The sequence below is a fragment of the Salinilacustrithrix flava genome (assembly GCF_041228405.1).
GTDB classification, from domain to species: domain Bacteria; phylum Actinomycetota; class Acidimicrobiia; order Acidimicrobiales; family Salinilacustritrichaceae; genus Salinilacustrithrix; species Salinilacustrithrix flava.
In genome coordinates, this window is sequence record NZ_CP133888.1 from 3,561,633 (window position 1) to 3,581,277 (window position 19,645).

At 72.6% G+C, this 19,645-nt stretch carries 18 protein-coding genes; 10 read left to right on the plus strand and 8 right to left on the minus strand.

The window, feature by feature from the left end; all coding sequences use genetic code 11:
* The first annotated feature begins 29 nt into the window (after positions 1-29).
* The 4 genes from RGQ06_RS17485 to RGQ06_RS17500 all read left to right on the plus strand — a co-directional run bounded on the left by RGQ06_RS17485 (position 30) and on the right by RGQ06_RS17500 (position 5,806).
* Positions 30-2,138, plus strand: a complete 2,109-nt coding sequence (locus tag RGQ06_RS17485; RefSeq protein ID WP_432430006.1) for a sodium-translocating pyrophosphatase — start codon at positions 30-32, stop codon at positions 2,136-2,138.
* Between the two features lie 57 nt (positions 2,139-2,195).
* Positions 2,196-3,230 (plus strand): NAD(P)-dependent oxidoreductase, encoded by a 1,035-nt coding sequence (locus RGQ06_RS17490; protein WP_432430007.1) that lies wholly within the window; start codon positions 2,196-2,198, stop codon positions 3,228-3,230.
* An 18-nt stretch (positions 3,231-3,248) separates the two neighbouring features.
* Positions 3,249-3,665 (plus strand): peptide-methionine (R)-S-oxide reductase MsrB, encoded by a 417-nt coding sequence (msrB, locus tag RGQ06_RS17495; RefSeq protein ID WP_432430008.1) that lies wholly within the window; start codon positions 3,249-3,251, stop codon positions 3,663-3,665.
* A 98-nt stretch (positions 3,666-3,763) separates the two neighbouring features.
* A complete protein-coding gene (locus tag RGQ06_RS17500; RefSeq protein ID WP_432430009.1) occupies positions 3,764-5,806 on the plus strand; it encodes an ATP-dependent helicase in 2,043 nt (680 codons plus the stop codon).
* Position 5,807: 1 nt separating this feature from the next.
* On the opposite strand, the gene RGQ06_RS17505 is transcribed toward RGQ06_RS17500, so the two are convergent.
* Positions 5,808-6,056 (minus strand): hypothetical protein, encoded by a 249-nt coding sequence (locus tag RGQ06_RS17505; RefSeq protein ID WP_432430010.1) that lies wholly within the window; start codon positions 6,054-6,056, stop codon positions 5,808-5,810.
* Positions 6,057-6,281: 225 nt separating this feature from the next.
* Here RGQ06_RS17505 and RGQ06_RS17510 point away from each other — a divergent pair, with 225 nt between their 5' ends.
* Positions 6,282-7,571 (plus strand): LCP family protein, encoded by a 1,290-nt coding sequence (locus RGQ06_RS17510; RefSeq protein ID WP_432430011.1) that lies wholly within the window; start codon positions 6,282-6,284, stop codon positions 7,569-7,571.
* On the opposite strand, the gene RGQ06_RS17515 is transcribed toward RGQ06_RS17510, so the two are convergent.
* On the minus strand, positions 7,568-8,995 hold the full coding sequence (locus RGQ06_RS17515; protein ID WP_432430012.1) for an RNB domain-containing ribonuclease: 1,428 nt from the start codon (positions 8,993-8,995) through the stop codon (positions 7,568-7,570). The genes RGQ06_RS17510 and RGQ06_RS17515 overlap by 4 nt on opposite strands.
* The gene (locus RGQ06_RS17520; RefSeq protein ID WP_432430013.1) at positions 8,996-9,205 is read right to left on the minus strand and encodes a hypothetical protein; all 210 of its coding nucleotides are present in this window, start codon (positions 9,203-9,205) and stop codon (positions 8,996-8,998) included.
* Positions 9,206-9,272: 67 nt separating this feature from the next.
* On the opposite strand from RGQ06_RS17520, the gene RGQ06_RS17525 reads away from it, so the two are divergent.
* Entirely contained in the window at positions 9,273-10,247 is a 975-nt protein-coding gene (locus RGQ06_RS17525; protein ID WP_432430014.1) for an alpha/beta fold hydrolase, read from the plus strand.
* Entirely contained in the window at positions 10,244-11,164 is a 921-nt protein-coding gene (locus RGQ06_RS17530; protein ID WP_432430015.1) for a 1,4-dihydroxy-2-naphthoyl-CoA synthase, read from the plus strand. The genes RGQ06_RS17525 and RGQ06_RS17530 overlap by 4 nt, the downstream gene beginning before the upstream one ends.
* Positions 11,165-11,171: 7 nt before the next feature.
* Here the strand turns inward: RGQ06_RS17530 and RGQ06_RS17535 are convergent, their stop codons facing one another.
* On the minus strand, positions 11,172-12,110 hold the full coding sequence (locus RGQ06_RS17535; RefSeq protein WP_432430070.1) for an L-lactate dehydrogenase: 939 nt from the start codon (positions 12,108-12,110) through the stop codon (positions 11,172-11,174).
* A 119-nt stretch (positions 12,111-12,229) separates the two neighbouring features.
* On the opposite strand from RGQ06_RS17535, the gene RGQ06_RS17540 reads away from it, so the two are divergent.
* Positions 12,230-13,939, plus strand: a complete 1,710-nt coding sequence (locus tag RGQ06_RS17540) for an N-acyl-D-amino-acid deacylase family protein (RefSeq protein ID WP_432430016.1) — start codon at positions 12,230-12,232, stop codon at positions 13,937-13,939.
* A gap of 5 nt (positions 13,940-13,944) precedes the next feature.
* Here the strand turns inward: RGQ06_RS17540 and RGQ06_RS17545 are convergent, their stop codons facing one another.
* Positions 13,945-15,546, minus strand: coding sequence for an aryl-sulfate sulfotransferase (locus tag RGQ06_RS17545; RefSeq protein WP_432430017.1), 1,602 nt, complete (start codon positions 15,544-15,546; stop codon positions 13,945-13,947).
* Between the two features lie 107 nt (positions 15,547-15,653).
* Here RGQ06_RS17545 and RGQ06_RS17550 point away from each other — a divergent pair, with 107 nt between their 5' ends.
* The gene (locus RGQ06_RS17550) at positions 15,654-16,019 is read left to right on the plus strand and encodes a hypothetical protein (RefSeq protein ID WP_432430018.1); all 366 of its coding nucleotides are present in this window, start codon (positions 15,654-15,656) and stop codon (positions 16,017-16,019) included.
* Here RGQ06_RS17550 and RGQ06_RS17555 read toward each other — a convergent pair.
* Entirely contained in the window at positions 16,016-16,765 is a 750-nt protein-coding gene (locus RGQ06_RS17555) for an endonuclease/exonuclease/phosphatase family protein (RefSeq protein ID WP_432430019.1), read from the minus strand. The genes RGQ06_RS17550 and RGQ06_RS17555 overlap by 4 nt on opposite strands.
* Positions 16,766-16,841: 76 nt before the next feature.
* On the opposite strand from RGQ06_RS17555, the gene RGQ06_RS17560 reads away from it, so the two are divergent.
* Positions 16,842-18,173 carry an acyl-CoA dehydrogenase family protein gene (locus RGQ06_RS17560; RefSeq protein WP_432430020.1) on the plus strand — a complete coding sequence of 444 codons (1,332 nt, stop codon included), beginning with the start codon at positions 16,842-16,844 and terminating at the stop codon, positions 18,171-18,173.
* An 84-nt stretch (positions 18,174-18,257) separates the two neighbouring features.
* Here the strand turns inward: RGQ06_RS17560 and RGQ06_RS17565 are convergent, their stop codons facing one another.
* Positions 18,258-18,641, minus strand: coding sequence for a hypothetical protein (locus RGQ06_RS17565; RefSeq protein WP_432430021.1), 384 nt, complete (start codon positions 18,639-18,641; stop codon positions 18,258-18,260).
* Positions 18,638-19,555: a TIGR03620 family F420-dependent LLM class oxidoreductase gene (locus RGQ06_RS17570; RefSeq protein ID WP_432430022.1), complete on the minus strand. Its 918-nt coding sequence runs from the start codon at positions 19,553-19,555 to the stop codon at positions 18,638-18,640. The genes RGQ06_RS17565 and RGQ06_RS17570 overlap by 4 nt, the downstream gene beginning before the upstream one ends.
* Between the last annotated feature and the right edge of the window lie 90 nt (positions 19,556-19,645).

The window sequence follows — 19,645 nt, forward strand, 5'->3', positions numbered from 1 at the left end:
GTACACACCCACGACAGGAGACAATCCCAGTGGAAGCCATCCCCTACCTCGCCTTGGTGAGTGCGCTGGCCGGCCTCGGCCTCGCGTTCTACTACTTCGGCCTGGTCAAGAAGGAGAGCTCAGGCAACGAGCGGATGACCGAGCTGATGCTCGAGATCCAGGCCGGTGCCAAGGCGTTCCTCAAGCAGGAATACACCTACGTGGCGATCTTCGTGGTCGTCCTCGCCATCCTGGTCGGGGTCCTCGTGAACCCGCTCGGCTCCATCACCTACGTGCTCGGCGCCGCGCTGTCGGCCCTCGCCGGCTACGTCGGCATGACGGTGGCGACCATGGCCAACGCCCGCACGACCGAGGCCGCCCGCGTCGGTGGTCCGGCCAAGGCCCTGCCGCTCGCGTTCCGCGGCGGCGCGGTCATGGGCTTCTCGGTCGCCGGCCTCGCGCTGGCCGGCCTGGCCATCGTCTACATCGTCTTCGTGCAGCTGCTCGAGGTCGACGAGGCCTTCGAGATCCTGACCGCCTTCGGTCTGGGCGCCAGCTCGATCGCGCTGTTCTCCCGTGTCGGCGGCGGCATCTACACCAAGGCCGCCGACGTCGGCGCCGACCTCGTCGGCAAGGTCGAGGCGGGCATCCCCGAGGACGACCCCCGCAACCCGGCCACCATCGCCGACAACGTGGGCGACAACGTCGGCGACGTCGCCGGCATGGGCGCCGACCTGTTCGAGTCCTACGGCGGCTCGATCGTGGCCCCGATCGCCCTGATCGCGTTCACGGTGTTCGCCGTGTCCCCGGACATGAGCACGGCCGAGCTGCTCACCAACGACCCGACCCTGAAGCTGCTGCTGTTCCCCTTCGGCGTGGCGCTGATCGGCATGGTCGCCTCCATCCTCGGCTCGTTCGCGGTCAAGGCCGGTGACTCCACCGACATCCACGCGCTGTCGAAGGCCCTCCACATGGGCACCAACGTGGCCATGGGCATCACCATCCTCGGCGTCCTGGCCCTGGGCATGACCATGTTCAGCGGTGACGAGTTCGACAACGCCTGGGGCCTGCCCCTGTCGGTCATCGGCGGTCTGCTCGTCGGCTACGCCATCGGCAAGGTCGCCGAGATCTGGACCTCGGACCAGTACGGCCCGGTCAAGAAGATCGCAGCCGCATCCGAGACCGGTCCGGCCACGACCATCCTCGGCGGCATCTCCGCCGGCATGATCTCCGTCGGCGCCTCGGTGGTGCTGATCGGCGGCGGCGTCCTCGTCGCCTACTGGGGTGGCGAGTGGGCCGGCGACGGCCTCGGCATCTACGGCATCGCCATCGCCGCCATCGGCATGCTCGCCACCACCGGCGTCGTCGTGTCCGTCGACGCCTACGGCCCGATCGCCGACAACGCCGGCGGCATCGCCGAGATGGCCGAGCTGGATCCGAGCGTCCGCGAGGTCACCGATGCCCTCGACAGCCTCGGCAACACCACGGCCGCCATCGCCAAGGGCTTCGCCGTCGGCTCGGCTGCGCTCACCGCGCTGGCGCTCTTCAAGACCTTCGAGGTCGCGCTGGTCCAGGCCGGTGGCGACGACTTCACCGGTCTGAACCTGAACGTCGGCGACGTCGACGTGTTCATCGGCCTGTTCCTCGGCGCCATGCTCCCCTTCGTCTTCGCCGCCCTCACGATCGACGCCGTCGGTCGGGCCGCGAACCAGATGATCGAAGAGGTGCGTCGCCAGTTCCGGGAGATCCCGGGTCTGCGCGAGGGCAAGCCGGGCGTGCGTCCCGATTCGGCCCGCTGCGTGGCCATCTCCACCAAGGCCTCGCTGAAGGAGATGATCGTCCCCGGCGCCCTCGCGGTCGTCGTGCCGCTGGTCATCGGCTTCATCGACGTCGACACGCTCGGCGGCTTCCTGGCCGGCGCCCTGGTCACCGGCTTCTGCCTGGCCATCTTCATGGCCAACTCCGGTGGCGCCTGGGACAACGCCAAGAAGTACATCGAGCAGGGCAACCACGGCGGCAAGGGCTCCGACCCGCACAAGGCCGCCGTCGTGGGTGACACCGTGGGCGATCCGTTCAAGGACACCTCCGGCCCGGCCATGAACATCCTCATCAAGGTGATGACGATCGTCTCGCTGGTGTTCGCCGGCGCCTTCGTCTGATCTGACCTGACGCTCGTTCGCACCCCGGAACGCGACCAGATCTGGTCACGGGCCGGGGTGCGAACGCGTCCGACCTCCTACGCTGCCCCGATCACGACCGTCCTCGTCACCGCACACCAGCTCGACGCCTACGGCGAGCGGCTCCGGGCCGCGGCACCCGCGGCGCGCTTCCTCGCCATGGACCGCGACGGCACCATCCGCGACGACGGGGTCGAGGTCTCCTGGGAGGACGCTCGCGCCGACGTCGCCTACGGGTCGGCCGACATCTTCGACGACCGGTCCCTGACCCGCCGGTTCTTCGGCTGGCTGCTGCGAGCCGAGCAGCTCCAGTGGCTCCAGATGGCGGCCGCCGGCGTGGACCACCCCGCCTTCGGCGCCCTGCTCGACGGGGGCGTGCGCATCACCTCTGCCCACGTCACCGACATCCCGATCGCCGAGTACGTCCTGGCCCAGGTGCTCCGGGCCACGGTGCCGATCGAGGCGATGGACGCCAGCACGGCGCAGCGGCAGTGGACCAAGCACGAGTGGCGCGAGGTCCACGGCAGCAGGTGGTTGGTGGTCGGGCTCGGGGCGATCGGCAGCGCCGTCGCGGTGCGAGCCCGGGCGTTCGGTGCCCAGGTGACCGGCGTCCGCCGCTCCCCCGCCGGCGACGAACCGGTCGACGAGATGATCGCACCGGACGACCTCCTGGCGGCCGTCCCGAACGCCGACGTCGTCGTGCTCTGCACCCCGGCCACCCGCCACACCGTCGGCATGGTGGGTGCGGACTTCCTCGGCCGCATGGCGCCGCAGTCGATCCTGGTGAACGTCGGGCGGGGCCAGCTGATCGACGAGGTCGCGCTCCGGCGCGCCCTCGACGCGGGCCGGCCGGCCCGGGCGATCCTCGACGTCGCGGTCGACGAGCCGCCTGCCGACGACAGCTGGCTCTGGGACCACCCGGCGGTCACGCTCACCGCCCACACCTCCGCCGGCGGCGACGGCCGCCACGCCCGCGCCGCCGACGTGTTCGCCGGCAACCTGGCCCGCTTCGTCGCCGGGGAGGCCCTGGTGGACGAGGTCACCGCCGAGTCGCGCGAGGCGCCCCCGGGCTGACCCGGCACACTGGGGTCCATGACCCAGCAGGACACGGAGTACACGCCCCCGAGCGCGGAGGAGCTGCGCCAGCGCCTCACGCCCGAGCAGTTCGAGGTCACCCAGAACGCCGGCACCGAACGGGCCTTCAGCGGCGTCTACAACGACGAGAAGACGCCCGGCACCTACAGGTGCGTCGTGTGCGGGCTCGAGCTGTTCGTCTCCGACACCAAGTACGAGAGCGGCTCCGGGTGGCCGTCGTTCTGGAAGCCGATCGACGACGACCGGGTGACGCTCAAGGAGGACCGCAGCCACGGCATGGTCCGCACCGAGGTCACCTGCGCCCGCTGCGACGCCCACCTCGGCCACCTCTTCCCCGACGGTCCCCAGCCCACCGGCCTGCGGTTCTGCATGAACTCGGCCAGCCTCGACCTGGACCCGGCCGAGGACGCCTGAGCCCCCAGCGTTCCGCCACCGCTGCCAGTTCGTGGGAACTGGCAGCGACCGCGGAACGTGCCTGACATCCGAACGCCCGTTCAGTACCGTGTGAACGGATGTTCGACCTCGATGCCGACCGGACCCTCCCCGACCTGACCGACGAGCAGCAGCGCGCCGTCGCTCACGACGGCTCGAGCCTGCTCATCGTGGCCGGCGCCGGCACCGGCAAGACCACGACGCTGTCGGCCCGCCTCGCCCACCTCGTGGCCAACGGGGTCCCGCCCGAGCGGATCATGCTGCTCACCTTCAGCCGGCGGGCGGCCACCGAGCTGCTGTCCCGGGCCGAGCAGTGGGCGGGCCACGACCGGCTGCGGGGTGCGTGGGGCGGCACGTTCCACGCCGTGGCCAACCGGCTGCTCCGTCGGTACGGCCGCTCCGTCGGGATCGACCCGGACTTCACGCTGCTCGACCAGGGCGACCAGGCCGACCTGCTCGCCCTCGTGCGCGACGAGCTGTCCAGCGACTCGACCCCCCAGCGCCGGCGCGCCCGCAAGGAGCTGCTGGCGAGCGCGCTGAGCCGGGTCGTGAACACCCGCCAGCCGCTCGACGTCGTGCTCCGCCAGCACCACCCCTGGGTCGCCGACCAAGCCGACGAGCTGCGGGCCACCTACGGCGCCTACATCGCCCGCAAGCGCGAGCGGCACCTGGTCGACTACGACGACCTGCTCTCGCTGTGGCGGGCGCTGGTCCAGGATCCCGAGGCCGGCCCGCTGGTCGCCGGCCGCTTCGACCACGTGCTCGTCGACGAGTACCAGGACACCAACGCCCTCCAGGCCGACGTGCTGGCGGCGATGGCCGCGGCCGGCGCCACCATCACCGCGGTGGGCGACGACGCGCAGGCCATCTACGGCTTCCGCGGCGGCACCGTGCGCAACATCCTCGACTTCCCGACCCGCTTCGATGCCGAGGTCGTCGCCCTCACGCGCAGCCACCGCTCCACGCCCGAGGTCGTCACCGTGGCCAACCGCATCTGGGATGCGGCATCGGAACGCCACGACAAGGAGCTGGTGGCCACACGCGCCTCGGGCACGCGGCCGAGCATGGTCACCGCCGGCGACGAGCACGCCGAGGCCCGAGGCGTGTGCGAGCGCCTGCTCGAGTCGGTGGAGCGTGGCATCCCGCTGCGTCGCCAGGCCGTCCTCTTCCGCACCGGACACCACGCCGACCTGCTCGAGGTCGAGCTCACCGTGCGACGGATCCCGTTCGTGAAGTTCGGTGGCCTCAAGTTCCTCGAGGCGGCCCACGTGAAGGACCTGCTCGCCCTGTGCCGGGTGGCGGTCAACCCCCGGGACGACCTGGCCTGGTTCCGGGTGCTGCAGCGCATCGACGGCGTCGGCCCCGGCATCGCCCGGCGCGTGGTCACCGCGCTCGATGCCGCCGACGGGTCGCTCGGCCGGGTCGTGGACTCGGGCGTCGTCCCACCCCGCTCGGCCGACGAGGTCGCCGGGCTCGCCGCCGCGGTCGCCGCCGCCGCCGACGGAGATCTGGCCACCGGCGAGCGCATCGACGCCTGCCGCGCATGGCTCGACCCCCACCTCGACCGCTTCGGCGACGGCGCCGCCCGCCGCGCCGACCTGGCCCGCCTCTCGGAGCTGGCCGCGGGCACGCCCGACCTCGAGACCTTCCTCACCGAGCTCACCCTCGACCCGCCGGCCTCCACCGGCGACCTGGCCGGACCGCCGCACCTCGACGACGACGTCCTCACCCTCTCCACCATCCACTCGGCCAAGGGCGGCGAGTGGGACATCGTCCACCTGATCCACGCCGCCGACGGGAACCTGCCCTCGGACCTGTCCACCGGCGACCCCGAGCAGCTCGAGGAGGAGCGTCGCCTGCTCTACGTGGCCGTCACCCGGGCCCGGGACGAGCTCCACGTCCACGTGCCCCTGCGGTTCCACCACCACCGCAACCGGCTCGACGACGCGCACTCCACCGGTCAGCGCAGCCGGTTCCTCACCGCCGATGTGGTCGACGCCATGGACGAGGTCGTCGCCGTGCCCGGCCCCGCGCCGGCGGGCGATGGGTCGCCGTCCCCGCTCCCCCGGGTCCGGGACGCGGTGGCGGCAGCCGACGCGGAGCTGGCTGCCCTGCTGGGGTAGGTCAGGCTGGCGGGTAGATGATCGACCAGGTCGTCTCGCACGACGAGCACCGCCCGAGGCCACGCGAGGTGCGCAGGTCGAGGGACTCGAGACGACCAGCACCGCCGCAGCGGGCGCACCGCAGGTCGACCAGGGACGTCGGGCGCCGATCAGCGGGTGGCTCGTCGCCGAGCCCGAGCGCCACCTCCAGGCCGCGTGCCCGCGCGTCGCGTCGCAAGCGTGCCCTGCGGAGTCGGTCGTTGATCGCCATGTCGGGATCCCTCTGGTCCGTCGTCAGGTGCCCGCACGTCCACTCTGCCCCGCGCCACGCCGATCCGCCAGCGCGCGTCGGCCCGTTTGCCAGCGGTCCCGGCAGCGCCGGAGGAGCCGGAAGCCCGACGACCCGAGCACGTGCGTGCATCGTCACGGGCGGCACCGCGATGCAAGACTCGTGCGGTGCTCCGACCCCTGCGCACGGCTTCCGCCGAGCCTCTCCGTGGCTGAGACCGACACCCGGCGCTTCGTCGTGCCGGCACCCCCGGCCGGTGGTCGCTCGACGCCGCCACCCCGCCGCACCCCCGAGGTCGTGCTGCCATCGAGCGCGCCCACGGACCCGGCAGGCGGGCACACCATGGTCGCCGCCGCCCCGCCTGCTGCCCCGACGCCGTCGCCCCGCACCGACCGCCCGGCCCGGGTCGTCATCCCCGCGCCCGGTGCCGCGCCGAAGCCGGCACCGGCGCCCCCCGCTGCGGTGAAGCCCGCCGCGAAGGCTCCGGCTGCCCGCCACCGTGACCCGGCCCGCACGGACCGTCGCTGGCCCCCGTCTCGACGCACCGTGGTCCGGACGGTCCTGGGGATCTTCCTCGTGCTCGCCCTCCTCGCGGTCGGCGGCCTGCTGTACGGCTACCAGCAGTTCCGTTCCATCGAGCGGGTCGAGCTCGCCGACGTCCTCGCCTCGGCCGACGGCACCAACTACCTCATCGTCGGCTCCGACACCCGGGCGGGCATCTCCCCCGACGACCCCAACGCCGGGGCCATCCTCGGCCCGGACGCCCAGGGCGGCGAACCCGAGCGCTCCGACACGATCATGATCCTGCGGGTCGACGGCGAGGGCTCACGCATGCTCTCCGTGCCCCGCGACCTGCTGGTCACCATCTCCGAGACCGGGCAGACCACCCGGATCAACGCCGCGTTCAACGGCGGTCCCCACCGCCTGATCGCCACCCTCCGCGACCAGCTGCAGCTCCCCATCCACCACTACCTGGAGATCGACTTCGTCGCCTTCCGCGACCTCGTCGACGCCCTCGGCGGCATCACCATCGACTTCCCCCACCCGGCCTCGGATCACATGTCCGGCCTGAACGTCCCCGAAGCGGGACCCCAGGTCCTCGACGGCACGCAGGCCCTCGCCTACGTGCGCTCCCGCTACTACACCGAGACCATCGACGGCCGGCAGGTCACCGAGCCCACCGGCGACATCGGGCGCACCGTGCGCCAGCAGCAGTTCCTGTCCGCGGTGGTGTCGGAGATGAGCGGGGAGCGCAACCCGCTGCGCCTCGCCCGGATGACGAGCTCGATGGCTGCGGGCATGCGCATCGACGACCAGATGAGCTACCTCGACGCCGTGCGCCTGGCGCTGCGGATGCGGGGGATGGAGCTCGAGCCCACCGCGCTGCCGACGTCCAACCGCACCCTCGGGTCGGGGGCGCAGGTGCTCGACCTGGTCCAGCCCGGAGCCGACGAGATCCTGGCCCGGTTCGGCTCCCCGGGCGCCACCATCGGCTAGCGCGAGCTCCGCACCGCCAGCTCCACCGTCCGGGCCACCGGATCGGCCGACACGACCTCGACCTCGACCTCCTCGCCCAGCGGGTGGTCCCCCGGGACCGTGGCCACCACCGCAGGCGCACGCAGCTGCACGACGGCGGCGTCGCGCCGCTGGTCGACCACGACGGCCGGGAACCGGTCGCCCACGTGGGAGGACAGCACCAGGGCCTCGAGGTGGTCCACGACCGCACGGTCGAGCTCGCTGGCCCGGGCCATCGACGCGCGCAGCAGCGTCGGGAGCTCGTCCAGCGCATCGCGGGCCCAGGCCGGCGGGGCCTGCCCGTGCACGGTCGCCAGGACGCACTCGGTGGCGAAGCGGTCCCCCAGGCGGCGCAGCGGCGCGGTGACGTGGGCGTAGGGGGCGGCGATGGCGGCGTGGACCAGCACGTCGTCAGGAGCGGCGGAGCCCGGCCGCAGCGGGACGTGGTCGGCGCCCCGGAACAGGCGGGTGGCCTGGATCAGGAACGCCGCTGCCGCCGGGTCGCTCGGGTCCACGTCGTGGATCACCTGCGCGTAGCGGGCGCCGTCGGGCCACGGCACCCCGAGCGCCACGGCGTGACGACGCAGCGCGGCCAGGGACTCCTCGTCCGCCGGCGGCAGCGTCCGCAGCAGCCCCCAGCCCCCGGCGAGCATCAGGTCGGCGGCGGCCATGCCGCACAGCAGGGAGAGCTGCGCGTTCCACCCCTCGACGGGGAGCTGGGCCCGGTAGACGAGGCGGTAGCCGTCGCCGTCGCGCACCGCCTCCTGCTCCGGCACCGGCAGGCTCACCCCGCCGCGCTCGCGCTCGATCGCCGACCGCTGGGCCCCGACCACGGCGAGCGGCGCCAGCTCGTCGTCGCCCGCGTCGATGCGCGCCTGGGCCTCCTCGTAGGAGAGCTGCGCCCGCGACCGGACCATCGCCCGACCGACCGTCACCTCCACCAGCTGGCCGTCGGGGTCGAGCCGCAGGCGCCACAGCACGGCCGGACGATCCCGGCCGGGCAGCAGGCTGGCCAGGTCCTCGGACAGCGCCGGCGGGTGCAGCGGCGCCCGCCCGTCCGGCGAGTACAGCGTCACGCCGCGGCGCCGGGACTCGACGTCGATCGGGTCGCCGGGGGCCACGAACGCGGCGACGTCGGCGATCGCGTACCAGACCACGTGGCCACCGGGGACCGGCTCGATCGCCAGCGCCTGGTCGAGGTCGGTGCTGCCCGCCGGGTCGATCGTGCACATCGCCAGGTCGCGCCGGTCGACCCGGCCGCCCTCGGGCACCGGACCCAGCGCGGCGGCGGCGGCCAGCACGTCGTCGGGGAAGGTGGTCGGCACCCCGAGCTCGTCGCGGATCGCAGCCAGGCCGTCGCCCACCACCGGCTCGATCGGGCGGACGTGGCGGCGCGGCTGGGGCACTCAGTCGTCCTTCAGGGCCACCGCGTTGGGCGTGACGTTCATCTTCGGCTCGTACGCGGCGGCGGCGACCTCGGTGCGCTCGGCCTGGTAGCGCAGCCGGAGCTCACCCAGGCACGTCTCGCACGGCCCGTAGTAGGCGGTCTCCACCTCCCGCCGGCAGCGGGGGCAGTCGAAGCGCAGCACATCGGGGAGGTCGTCGGTCGCGCCCATCGCGCCGACGGTACCGGTCACCGGGGACGGTGGCGCGGACGCGCCCGTCGTGGCCACACTGACGGCCATGCGCCGCTCCCGCGTCCTGCTCGCCGCCGCCGCCGTCGGGGGCGCCGTCGTCGCCAAGCGGGCGCTCGACAGCCACACGGCCAGGTGGGACACCAACCCCGACCACTGCGACGGCGACCCGCTCGGCCTGCCCGCCACCACCGACATCGAGGTCGCCGCCGCCGACGGGGCCCGGTTGGTGGGTCACCGCTGCGGCGACGCCAGTGGCCCCACCGCCCTGCTCGTCCACGGCTACATCGAGTCCGTCGGCTTCTGGGCTCCGGTCGTGCGCCGCCTCGCCGAAGCCGGCCTCGACGTCGTGATCGTCGACCAGCGGGGGCACGGGGGCTCCGAGCGGGGCACCGCACCGTTCGACACCGACACCCTCGCCGGCGACGTCCGCGCCTGGGTGGAGGGGCTCGACCTGCGCGACGCCATCCTCGTGGGCCACTCCATGGGCGGCGTCAGCGCCATGGCGTTCAGCGCCACGCACCCCGAGGTGGCCGCCGCCCGCCTGCAGGGTCAGGTCCTGGTCGCCACCCTGGCCTTCCCCGAGCCGCTCTTCGGCCTGCCCGACATCGACGTCGACCCCCGGCGGATGATCGGTCTCCTCGAGCGGCTGATGCAGCGCGAGACGTTGGCCCTGCTGTTCGTGTCCCGGGTGTTCGGCACCTGGCCCACCCGCCCGGCGCTGGAGGCCACCCGGCAGGGCATCATGCGCACCGACCGCCAGACCCGCATCGACGCCATGGCGATGCTGCGAGCCTTCGACCTCCGACCGCACCTGCCGTCCATCGACCTGCCCACCGTCGTGGTCGCCGGCTCCCACGACCAGCTCACCCCGCTGGCGGGCAACGAGCTCATCGCCGAGGCCATCCCGGGCGCCCGCCTGGAGGTCCTTCCCGGCATGGGCCACATGCTCATGTTCGAGGCGCCCGACGCCGTCACCGACGCCATCGTGCAGGCCACCAAGCCGGCCGACGCCGCCCGATGAGCGACCCGATGCAGGACCACGTCTCCGACACCTTCGACCCCGAGGCCTGGCGCCCGGTCGAGGGCTTCGACCTCACCGACATCACCTACCACCGCGCCGTCGACGCCGGCGTGGTCCGGGTCGCCTTCGACCGCCCCGAGATCCGCAACGCCTTCCGACCCCACACCGTCGACGAGCTCTACCGGGTGCTGGACCACGCCCGGATGAGCGCGGACGTCGGCTGCGTGCTGCTCACCGGCAACGGCCCCTCGCCCAGGGACGGCGGCTGGGCGTTCTGCTCGGGCGGCGACCAGCGCATCCGCGGCAAGGACGGCTACAAGTACTCCGACTCCGAGACCGCCGAGGGCATCGACCCGGCCACGAGCGGCCGGCTCCACATCCTCGAGGTCCAGCGCCTCATCCGGTTCATGCCCAAGGCCGTCATCGCCGTGGTGCCCGGCTGGGCTGCCGGCGGCGGCCACTCCCTGCACGTGGTGTGCGACCTCACCATCGCGTCCCGCCAGCACGCCCGCTTCAAGCAGACCGACCTCGACGTCGCCTCGGTCGACGGCGGCTTCGGCTCCGCGTACCTCGCCCGGCAGGTGGGCCAGAAGTTCGCCCGCGAGATCTTCCTGCTCGCCGAGGAGTACTCCGCCGACGACGCCCACCGCATGGGCATGGTCAACCGGGTCGTCGACCACGACGAGCTCGAGGCGGTCGCCCTCCAGTGGGGTCGCACCATCTGCGGCAAGTCCCCCACCGCCACCCGGATGTTCAAGTTCGGGATGAACCTCATCGACGACGGCCTCATCGGCCAGCAGGTGTTCGCCGGCGAGGCGACCCGCCTCATCTACGGCACCGACGAGGCCCAGGAGGGCCGGGACAGCTTCCTGCAGAAGCGCGACGCCGACTGGTCCGGCGTCCCCTACCACTACTGATCCCCGTTCAGGCGTCGAGCGCGGCGTGGACCTCGTCGAGAGCGGTGGCCGAGGCCCGGAGGGCCGCCTCCTCGTCGGGTTCGAGGGGCGGGGCGATGACCCCGTCGATGCCACCCCGGCCGATCCGCGCCGGCAGGCTGAGCCAGGGACCGGTGATGCCGTACTCACCGGTGAACGGCACCGACACGGGAGCGACGGTGCGCTCGTCCCGCAGGACGGCGGCCACCAGCTCCCGGATGACCGAGCCGATCGCCCAGTTCGTCCACCCCTTGCGGGCCACGATCTCATAGGCCGCGGTCCGGACCTCCTCGGCCAGCGCCCGCATCGCCACCTCGTCCCAGGACACCCCGAGCACGCTCCGGTCGCGGATGGTGGTGCCGCCGATCGACACGAGGCTCCACGGCACCATCTCGGTGTCACCGTGCTCGCCGAGCACGTAGCCGTGGACCGACTGCGGATCGACGCGGTAGCGCCGACCGAGCAGGGCCCGCAGGCGGGCGGAGTCGAGGGTGGTGCCGGTGCCGATGACCCGCTCCCGGGGGCGGGCGCTGAGGTCGGCGAAGATCCGGCTCATGATGTCGACCGGGTTGGTGGCGATCAGCACGACCGCCTCCGGCGCGTGCTCGTCCAGCCCGTCGGCGACCGACCGGAACACCTCCGCGTTGCGGGCGAGCAGGTCGATGCGGGTCTCCCCCGGCTTCTGCGACACGCCCGCGCACAGCACCACCACGGCCGCGCCGGCGAGCTGATCGACGCCGCCGGCGCGCACGTCGCAGGCACCCACCAGCGCCTGACCGTGCATCAGGTCCATGGCCTCGCCCTCGGCCCGGCGCTCGTCGAGATCCACCAGGGTGAGCCGCGACACCATCGAGGCGTGGAACAGGGCGGCGGCCGATGCCATCCCGACGTGTCCCACCCCGACGATCCCCACGTGGCCGCCGTCCATCTGCTGGGTCATCGCGCCAGCGTCGCAGATCCCGCCCGGCCCCGCGGTCCGGCCACTGGCAACGTCCGTTTCCATGTGGGACGATGCGGCCGATCGCTCGCTCCCAGGGGGAACTGAAGATGCACGACCTCGTCATCCGCAACGGCACCATCGTCGACGGCACCGGTGCCGACCGCTTCCACGGTGACGTGGCCGTCGACGACGGCATCATCACCGAGATCTCGCGGGACGGTGGGTCGGCCGGCGCGGGCCGCCAGGAGCTCGACGCCGACGGCAACCTGGTCGCCCCCGGCTGGGTCGACATCCACACCCACTACGACGGCCAGGTCACCTGGGACCCGGAGATGGCCCCCTCGTCCTGGCACGGCGCCACGACGGTCGTCATGGGCAACTGCGGCGTCGGGTTCGCCCCGGCCCGACCCGACGAGCGCGACTTCCTCATCGAGCTGATGGAGGCGGTCGAGGACATCCCGGGCACCGCGCTGCACGAGGGGATCGACTGGCAGTGGGAGTCCTTCGGCGAGTACCTCGACGCGCTCGAGGCCATGCCCCGCACGATCGACGTGGCCGCCCAGGTCCCCCATGCCGCGCTGCGCGCCTACGTGCTCGGCAAGGACGCCCACGATGCCGAGGTCTCCGCCGACCACCTCCAGCAGATGGCCGACCTCACGGCGGAGGCCGTCCGGGCCGGCGCCCTCGGCTTCTCGACCAGCCGAACGATCCTGCACACCTCCAAGCACGGCCTCATCCCCGGCACCACGGCGGTGCCCGACGAGCTGCTGGCCATCGGCCACGGCATCTCCCAGGGCGGCCCGGCGGTGTTCCAGTTCGTCTCCGACGGCCTCGGCACCGAGTCCGTCGAGCGCCAGTGGATCCGCGACCTGGCCCGGCTTCCCGGCGTCACCGTCACCTACTCCCTCGCCCAGTCGCCCCGGGATCCCAACGCCTTCAAGGAGGCGCTCGACGAGGCCCAGGCACTGCGCGAGCAGGGCCAGACCGTGGTGCCCCAGGTGCCGAGCCGCCCCACCGGGATGCTGTTCGGCCTGCAGAGCAGCTTCCACCCGTTCATGGCGCACCCGACCTACCGCCCCTTCTGGGACCTCTCCCTCGACGAGCGCGTCGCCCGGCTGCGGGACCCCGAGGTCCGGTCCCAGCTGCTGTCCGAGGAGCCCCGCACCCGCAACGCGTCGGCGCTGTACCTGGCCACCAACTGGGAGCAGATCTTCCGCCTCGGCACCGACTGCGACTACGAGCCCACGCCGGACTCCTCGGTGGCGGCCACCGCGGCCCGCGAGGGCCGCAGCGAGCAGGAGGTCGTCCTCGACTGGCTGCTGGAGCAGGGCGGCAAGAGCCTGCTGTTCTCCCCGCTCGGCTCCTACGTCGAGAAGAACCACGACGCCATCCGCTCGATGATCGAGCACCCGGCCTCGGCCGTCGGCCTGTCCGACGGCGGCGCCCACTGCGGGCTGATCTGCGACGCGTCGTTCCCGACCTACCTGCTGACCCACTGGACCCGCGACCGCACCCGGGGCGACAAGCTGCCCCTCGAACTGGTCGTCAACAAGCAGACCAAGGCCACCGCGGACGTCTACGGCCTCGGCGACCGTGGCGTCCTCGAGGTCGGCAAGCGGGCCGACGTCAACGTCATCGACCTCGACGCGCTGCACCTGCACGTGCCCCACATGATCTTCGATCTCCCCGCCGGGGGCCGGCGGCTCGTGCAGCCCGTCGACGGCTACCGCTGGACCGTGCAGGCCGGCGAGGTCACCTTCGTCGACGGCGAGGCCACCGGCGCCCGGCCCGGTCGGGTGGTGCGCGGCCGGCGCTGAGCGCCTCAGCCCGCCGGGTAGAACGTCTCGACCCGCTCGGCCCGGTAGATGATCGGTTGGTCCGGGTGGTCCAGGCGCAGGTCGAACACGATCCGGCCGCCCGCCGGGGAGTCGTCGGGCACGACCTCCACGATCTGGGCCGACACCTGGTCGGGACGGTCGGCGTAGCCGCCGTTCGTCATCAGCACGTTGCCGTTGGCCATCCGGTCGGCATCCCCGACGAAGGAGGCGTAGGCGGGCTCCCCGTCGACGGTGGCGGTGTAGGACCACACGACCTCGGCCGTCCCGGCCTCGGGGTCGATGCGGTACTGGACGGCACGAGTGGTGGGCTCGACGTCGGCGGGGTCGTCCGGCCCCGGAGCTCTCACGTTGCCGTTGTCGTAGACCAGCAGGGTGCCGTCGTCCTGCCACTCCGGGGCGTGCTGGTGCGAGGAGTAGTCGGACGGGTGCTCGACCTCGAGGTCACCTCCGGGCCCGAACCGCCACAGCAGCTCGCCCGTGGCGCGGTCGATCTGCAAGATGGCGTCGAGGTGGCGCACCGACACGGTGAAGGCCGCTCCGCTCGGGTCCGACACCACCGCGTTCGCGTGGGTCCAGTCGAGGGCGTCGGCTTCGCCCTGGGCCCGGTACAGCCAGTTGGGGAAGACGTCGTCGAAGGGCAGACCGCAGACGTTCTGGTCGCGCGCTCGGGCGACCGGGTCGAGGTGGTCGGCGAGGGGGTACTCGGCGACGACCGTCCCATCCGGCTGGAACTCCACGATCACGTCGACGATGAGGTCGTAGCTGCCGTCGAAGTCCTCGCCCTCACCGCAGAGCGGGCCCGCGAACCCGTCGTAGGTCCGCATCTCGCTGCTCACGGCCACGAGGTTGCCGTTGTCGAGCATGCCGACCTCGTGGTGCATGGAGTCCGTCGCCACCTCGGTGGCCCCCTCCCCGACCACCTGCCGTTCGTGGGCGTCGAGCCGGAGCGGACCCATGATGATCTCGCCTCCCCACTCCTCGAGCGTCTCCCCGAACAGGTCGATGCGCCGGGCCCCGGTGTCGTTGTACTCGTGCAGGATCGTGCCGTCCTCGAGCTGGCGCAGATCGCCGATCGGATGGTCCGTCAGGTGGTACCAGACCACCTCGCCCTCGGCGTCGACCGCGATGGCGAGCCCCTCGCTCGGCGGATCGCCTTCGGGGAGCCCCAGGACGTTGAAGACGGTGAATCCCCCGCTCATCTCGCCCGGCTCGGCGGTCGCGATGCGCAGCTCGGGCAGTCGGTCGGGGAGCGCACCGGTGCGCAGGCCGGCCTCGACGACCTCCTCCCCCACGGAGACCGACACCTGGTAGTCGTGCTCGGCTCGCAGGCCCACCACCGGGATCTCGTGCCGGCTCGCACGCCCCGCGACGGGGATCTCGAAGCTGCGCTCGGTGCCGACGACCTCGATCTGCGGGCGGACCGGCTCGTCGCTCTCGATCACGAGCCGGCCGACGAGGGCGTGGTCGTCGGCCAGCTCGAGCTCGATCGAGAGCCCGTCGGCGTCGGCCGATGCCTCGTCGCCCCCGCTCGTGCAGCCGGCCGCACCCGCGACGAAGAGGAGGAGCAGTGGAATCCGCCAGAGCATCGTGCGAGTGTGGCCCACGAGCGGGCGCGATGCAGACCGCACCACGTCCAGGATCCGCTCCGACGGGGTAGAACGGGACGATGACCTCCCAACGTGAGGAAGACGACATGGACCCCGTCCCCGGAGCGCCCTCCGACAACACCACCGCCACTGCGGAGATCGACGACCTGCGCTCGCAGGGGTACGGGGCCGACTTCGTCGTCGGCGACGGCGGCGTGGTCCGCTGCACGAAGTGCCGCCACGAGGAGCGGCCCGAGGACGTCGTGGTCGACGTGTTCCGCCGCATGGAAGGTGCGTCCGACCCGGACGACATGTCGGCGATCCTGGCCATGACGTGCCGCGAGTGCGGTACCAAGGGCATCGTGATGGTGGGCTACGGGCCCCGTGCCTCGGCCGAGGAGGGTGACCTGCTGCTCGCCGTCGACACCCCGGAGGACGAGGGCACCGACGCATCGGTCGACGACCCGGCCTAGGAGGCCGGGCTCCGGGGCACCACGGTCACCGTGACGGGCAGGTGGTCCGACAGCGCGGCGTAGCGCTCGAAGCCCGGCTCCCCGTGGGTCGGCACCGCCACGTCGACCACCTCGAGGCCGTGCCCGACCAGGGCGTAGTCGAGCCGCTGGTCCGGCGCCCGGTCCCGTGGCCCGCGCGACCAGTTGGTCGGCCCTGGCTCGTCCGGATGCGCGTCACCCCATGCGTCGCGCAGGCCGTGGGCGGCGAACGCGTCCAGCACCGCCGACCCGGGGCGGGTGTTGAGGTCGCCGACCACGCACCCGCGAGGCACCGGGAGGTGACCCGCACGCAGCAGGCCGGCGGCCAGCTCGGCCTGCCGGGACCGCTCGGTGTCGTCGACCCCGGCGCCGAGGTGGGCCGCCACCACGACCAGCGGGCCGTCTGCGGTGACCACCTCAGCCCGCACCGCGATCCGCCGCCGCCACGACCAGACCCGGTACGGGTGGGCGAGGTGGACCATCGCCACGTCCTCCATCGGCGACGGTGACAGGAGCGCCAGGCCCTCCGCCGGCACCACGAGCGGCCAGTGCTTGAACCGCCACACCAGCGACCACCCGAGCCGGGCCGCCAGCCACCGCGCCTGGGCCCGCTGGACCTCCTGCAGGGCCACGACGTCGGGGAGGGAATCGGCGATGGCGGTGGCGAGGGGCTCGAGGTCGGGCCGCGCCCGGCCCTGCACGTTCCACGTCAGGATCCGGGTCGCCATGGGCCCATCGTGCCCCACCGCGAGCGGCCCCGGAACGACTTGACCGGCGGGTCAAGTTTGTGGCTCCATGTTGGCCATGACGGACACTGCACCGCGCACCGCTGATCGATCCGAGACCGAGATCATCGCCGAGCTCGACGAGTGGCTCAACGAGAACTGGGACCCGGACATCACGGTCGAGGAGTGGTGGAACCGCCTGGGCCTGTCCGGCTGGGGCGCCCCCATGTGGCCCGAGGAGTGGTACGGCAAGGACCTCAACCGCTCCGAGGCCGTGGCCGTGCAGAACCGCATCGGCGAGTTCGGCGCCCTCCCCGCCCCCGGTGGCCTCGGCCTGCTCCTGGCCGGTCCGACGATCATCGACCACGGCTCCGACGAGCACAAGCGCACCCTGGTGAAGGACATCATCACCGGGCAGCGGGCCTGGTGCCAGCTCTTCTCCGAGCCCGGCGCCGGCTCCGACCTCGCTGGCATCAACGCCCGGGCGCTCAAGGACGGCGAGGAGTGGATCGTCAACGGTCAGAAGGTCTGGACCTCCGGCGGCCACATCGCCGACATGGGCATGCTCATCGCCCGCACCGACCCCGAGCAGCCCAAGCACCAGGGCATCACCTACTTCGCCGTGGACATGCACCAGGACGGCATGGACGTCCGCCCGCTCAAGGAGATGACGGGCCGGGCCATGTTCAACGAGGTCTTCATGTCCGACATCCGCGTACCGGACGAGTGGGTCATCGGCGGCCTCAACAACGGCTGGCGCGTCGCCAACACCACGCTCATGTACGAGCGCTCCGGCCTCGGTGCCGGTGGCGGCTCGGCCGCCGCCTCCCTCGCCTCGCCCGGCACCGTCGCCGGCGACCTCGCCAAGCGGGTCGGCGACTTCGTGCGCAGCCCCGACCAGCGCCGCTCCACCGGCGGTGGCGCCACCGCCGGTCGCGGCGGGGCCAAGGGCCTCATCGAGATGGCCAAGGCCGCAGGGAAGGTCGACGACGGCCCCATCCGCCAGGACCTCATGCGCCTGCACACGCTCCACGAGATCGCCCGCATGAACAACCTGCGGGCCAAGGCGGCGAAGGCGGCGAAGAAGGACATCCCCGGCCTGCCGAACATCATGAAGCTGTCGATGTCGGAGATCCTGCGGGTCAACCGCGAGACGGGCATGAAGATCCTCGGCCCCATGGCCACGCTGCACGCCTACGACGGGGAGAGCCGCAAGAAGCTCGACGCCGCCACCGGCAACCCGTTCCTCGGCATGATCACCGAGTCCGCCCTGTTCTCCCCCGGCCCCGCCATCTACGGCGGCACCGACCAGATCCAGAAGAACATCATCGGCGAGCGCGTCCTCGGCCTCCCCAAGGAGCCCAACCAGGACAAGGTCCTCCCCTTCAAGGACCTCCCCAAGAACGGGTGAACCGCCGCTCGCTGGGCGAGCGTCGGTTCCTGGAGTTGCTCGGCTGCGCCTCGCAACTCCCATGAAGACGAATCCTGCCGGCGGCTACTGGAGCTCGATGCTCCAGTGGCCGTCGGGACGGCGGAGCAGGGCCGTGCGCCACGGCCCCTCCCCCAGGTCCAGCGCGGACAGCACCCACACGTCCTTGCCCTTGGCCGCTGCGGCCCGGGCCGCCGTCGCCAGGAAGGCGTGGTGCCCGCCCTTGGTGCCGCCGGGCGCGCACAGCACGGCGGCCGTGCCCCGGTACTCCTCGAAGCGCTCCTGCTGGGACTCCGGCAACGACCACTTGAGCGACGCGTCGGCCAGCACGACCGTGTCGTCGACCAGCTCGCGGGCGGCGGCGACGACCTCGTCGAGCTGGTCCAGGTCGGGTTCGGCCCGACGCCAGCCCGCGGCGAGGCCGGCGTCGACGAACAGGATCTTGCTCATCGGGGGGCGAGCGCCTCGAGTGCCTCGCGGTCGGGCTCGCCCATGCGGGCCGACGGCTTGAGCGGCTGCAGGCACACGTGGGTGGCGCCGGCATCGACGTGCTCGGCGACGCGGGCCTCGATCTCCTCCGCGGTGCCCCACGGCACGAGGGCGTCGATGAGGCGATCCGAGCCACCGTCGGCCAGATCGCTCTCGTCGAAGCCGAGGCGGAACCAGTTCTTGAAGTAGTTCGGCAGGCCGATGTACACGCCGAGCGCGGCGCGCGCCGTGGCCCGGGCCTCGGCCGCGTCGGTGCACAGCACCACCTTCTGCTCGACGCAGAGCATCTTGTCGTCGCCGAGGACGGCCTTGGCCTGGGCGGTGTGCTCGGGGGTGGTCCAGTACGGGTGGGCGCCGTCGGCCGCGCTGGCCGCCAGCTCCAGCATCTTGGGGCCGAGCGCGGCGATCACGGTCTTGGGCGGCACGGCGGGTGCGGGCGCCATGTACATCGAATCGGCCATGCCCTGGAGGTGCTCGCGCATCGAGGTCAGGGGCTTGGAGTAGTCGAGCTTGCGCACCCCGGCCACGATCGGGGCGTGGGAGACGCCGGCGCCGAGCAGGAAGCGCCCGCCGGACTGCTCGGCCAGGGTCAGCTGCGCCTGGCGCATCGACCCCGGGTGGCGGTTGAAGATGTTGGCGATGCCGGTGGCCACGGCCAGCGTCGAGGTGCTCGACAGCAGGTGCGCGGCGTGGGCGAAGGGGTCGCGGCCGAGGGTCTCGGGGATCCACAGGGCGCCGTAGCCGAGGGACTCGAGCCACTGGGCGAACTCGACGGCTGCCCCCGCCGGCATCGCATCGGTGGGCCACCAGACGCCTCGCGGACCGATGCGGTCCTCGATGGGCGTGCTGGTGTCTGCGGTCTCCGTGGGGCTCATAGGGCGGCCATCCTGCCACCGGCGCGAGGGCCCGGCGCGCCTCCCGGCCGGGGCGCGCCGGTGCGCTAGCGTCGTCGGACCACACCGTCG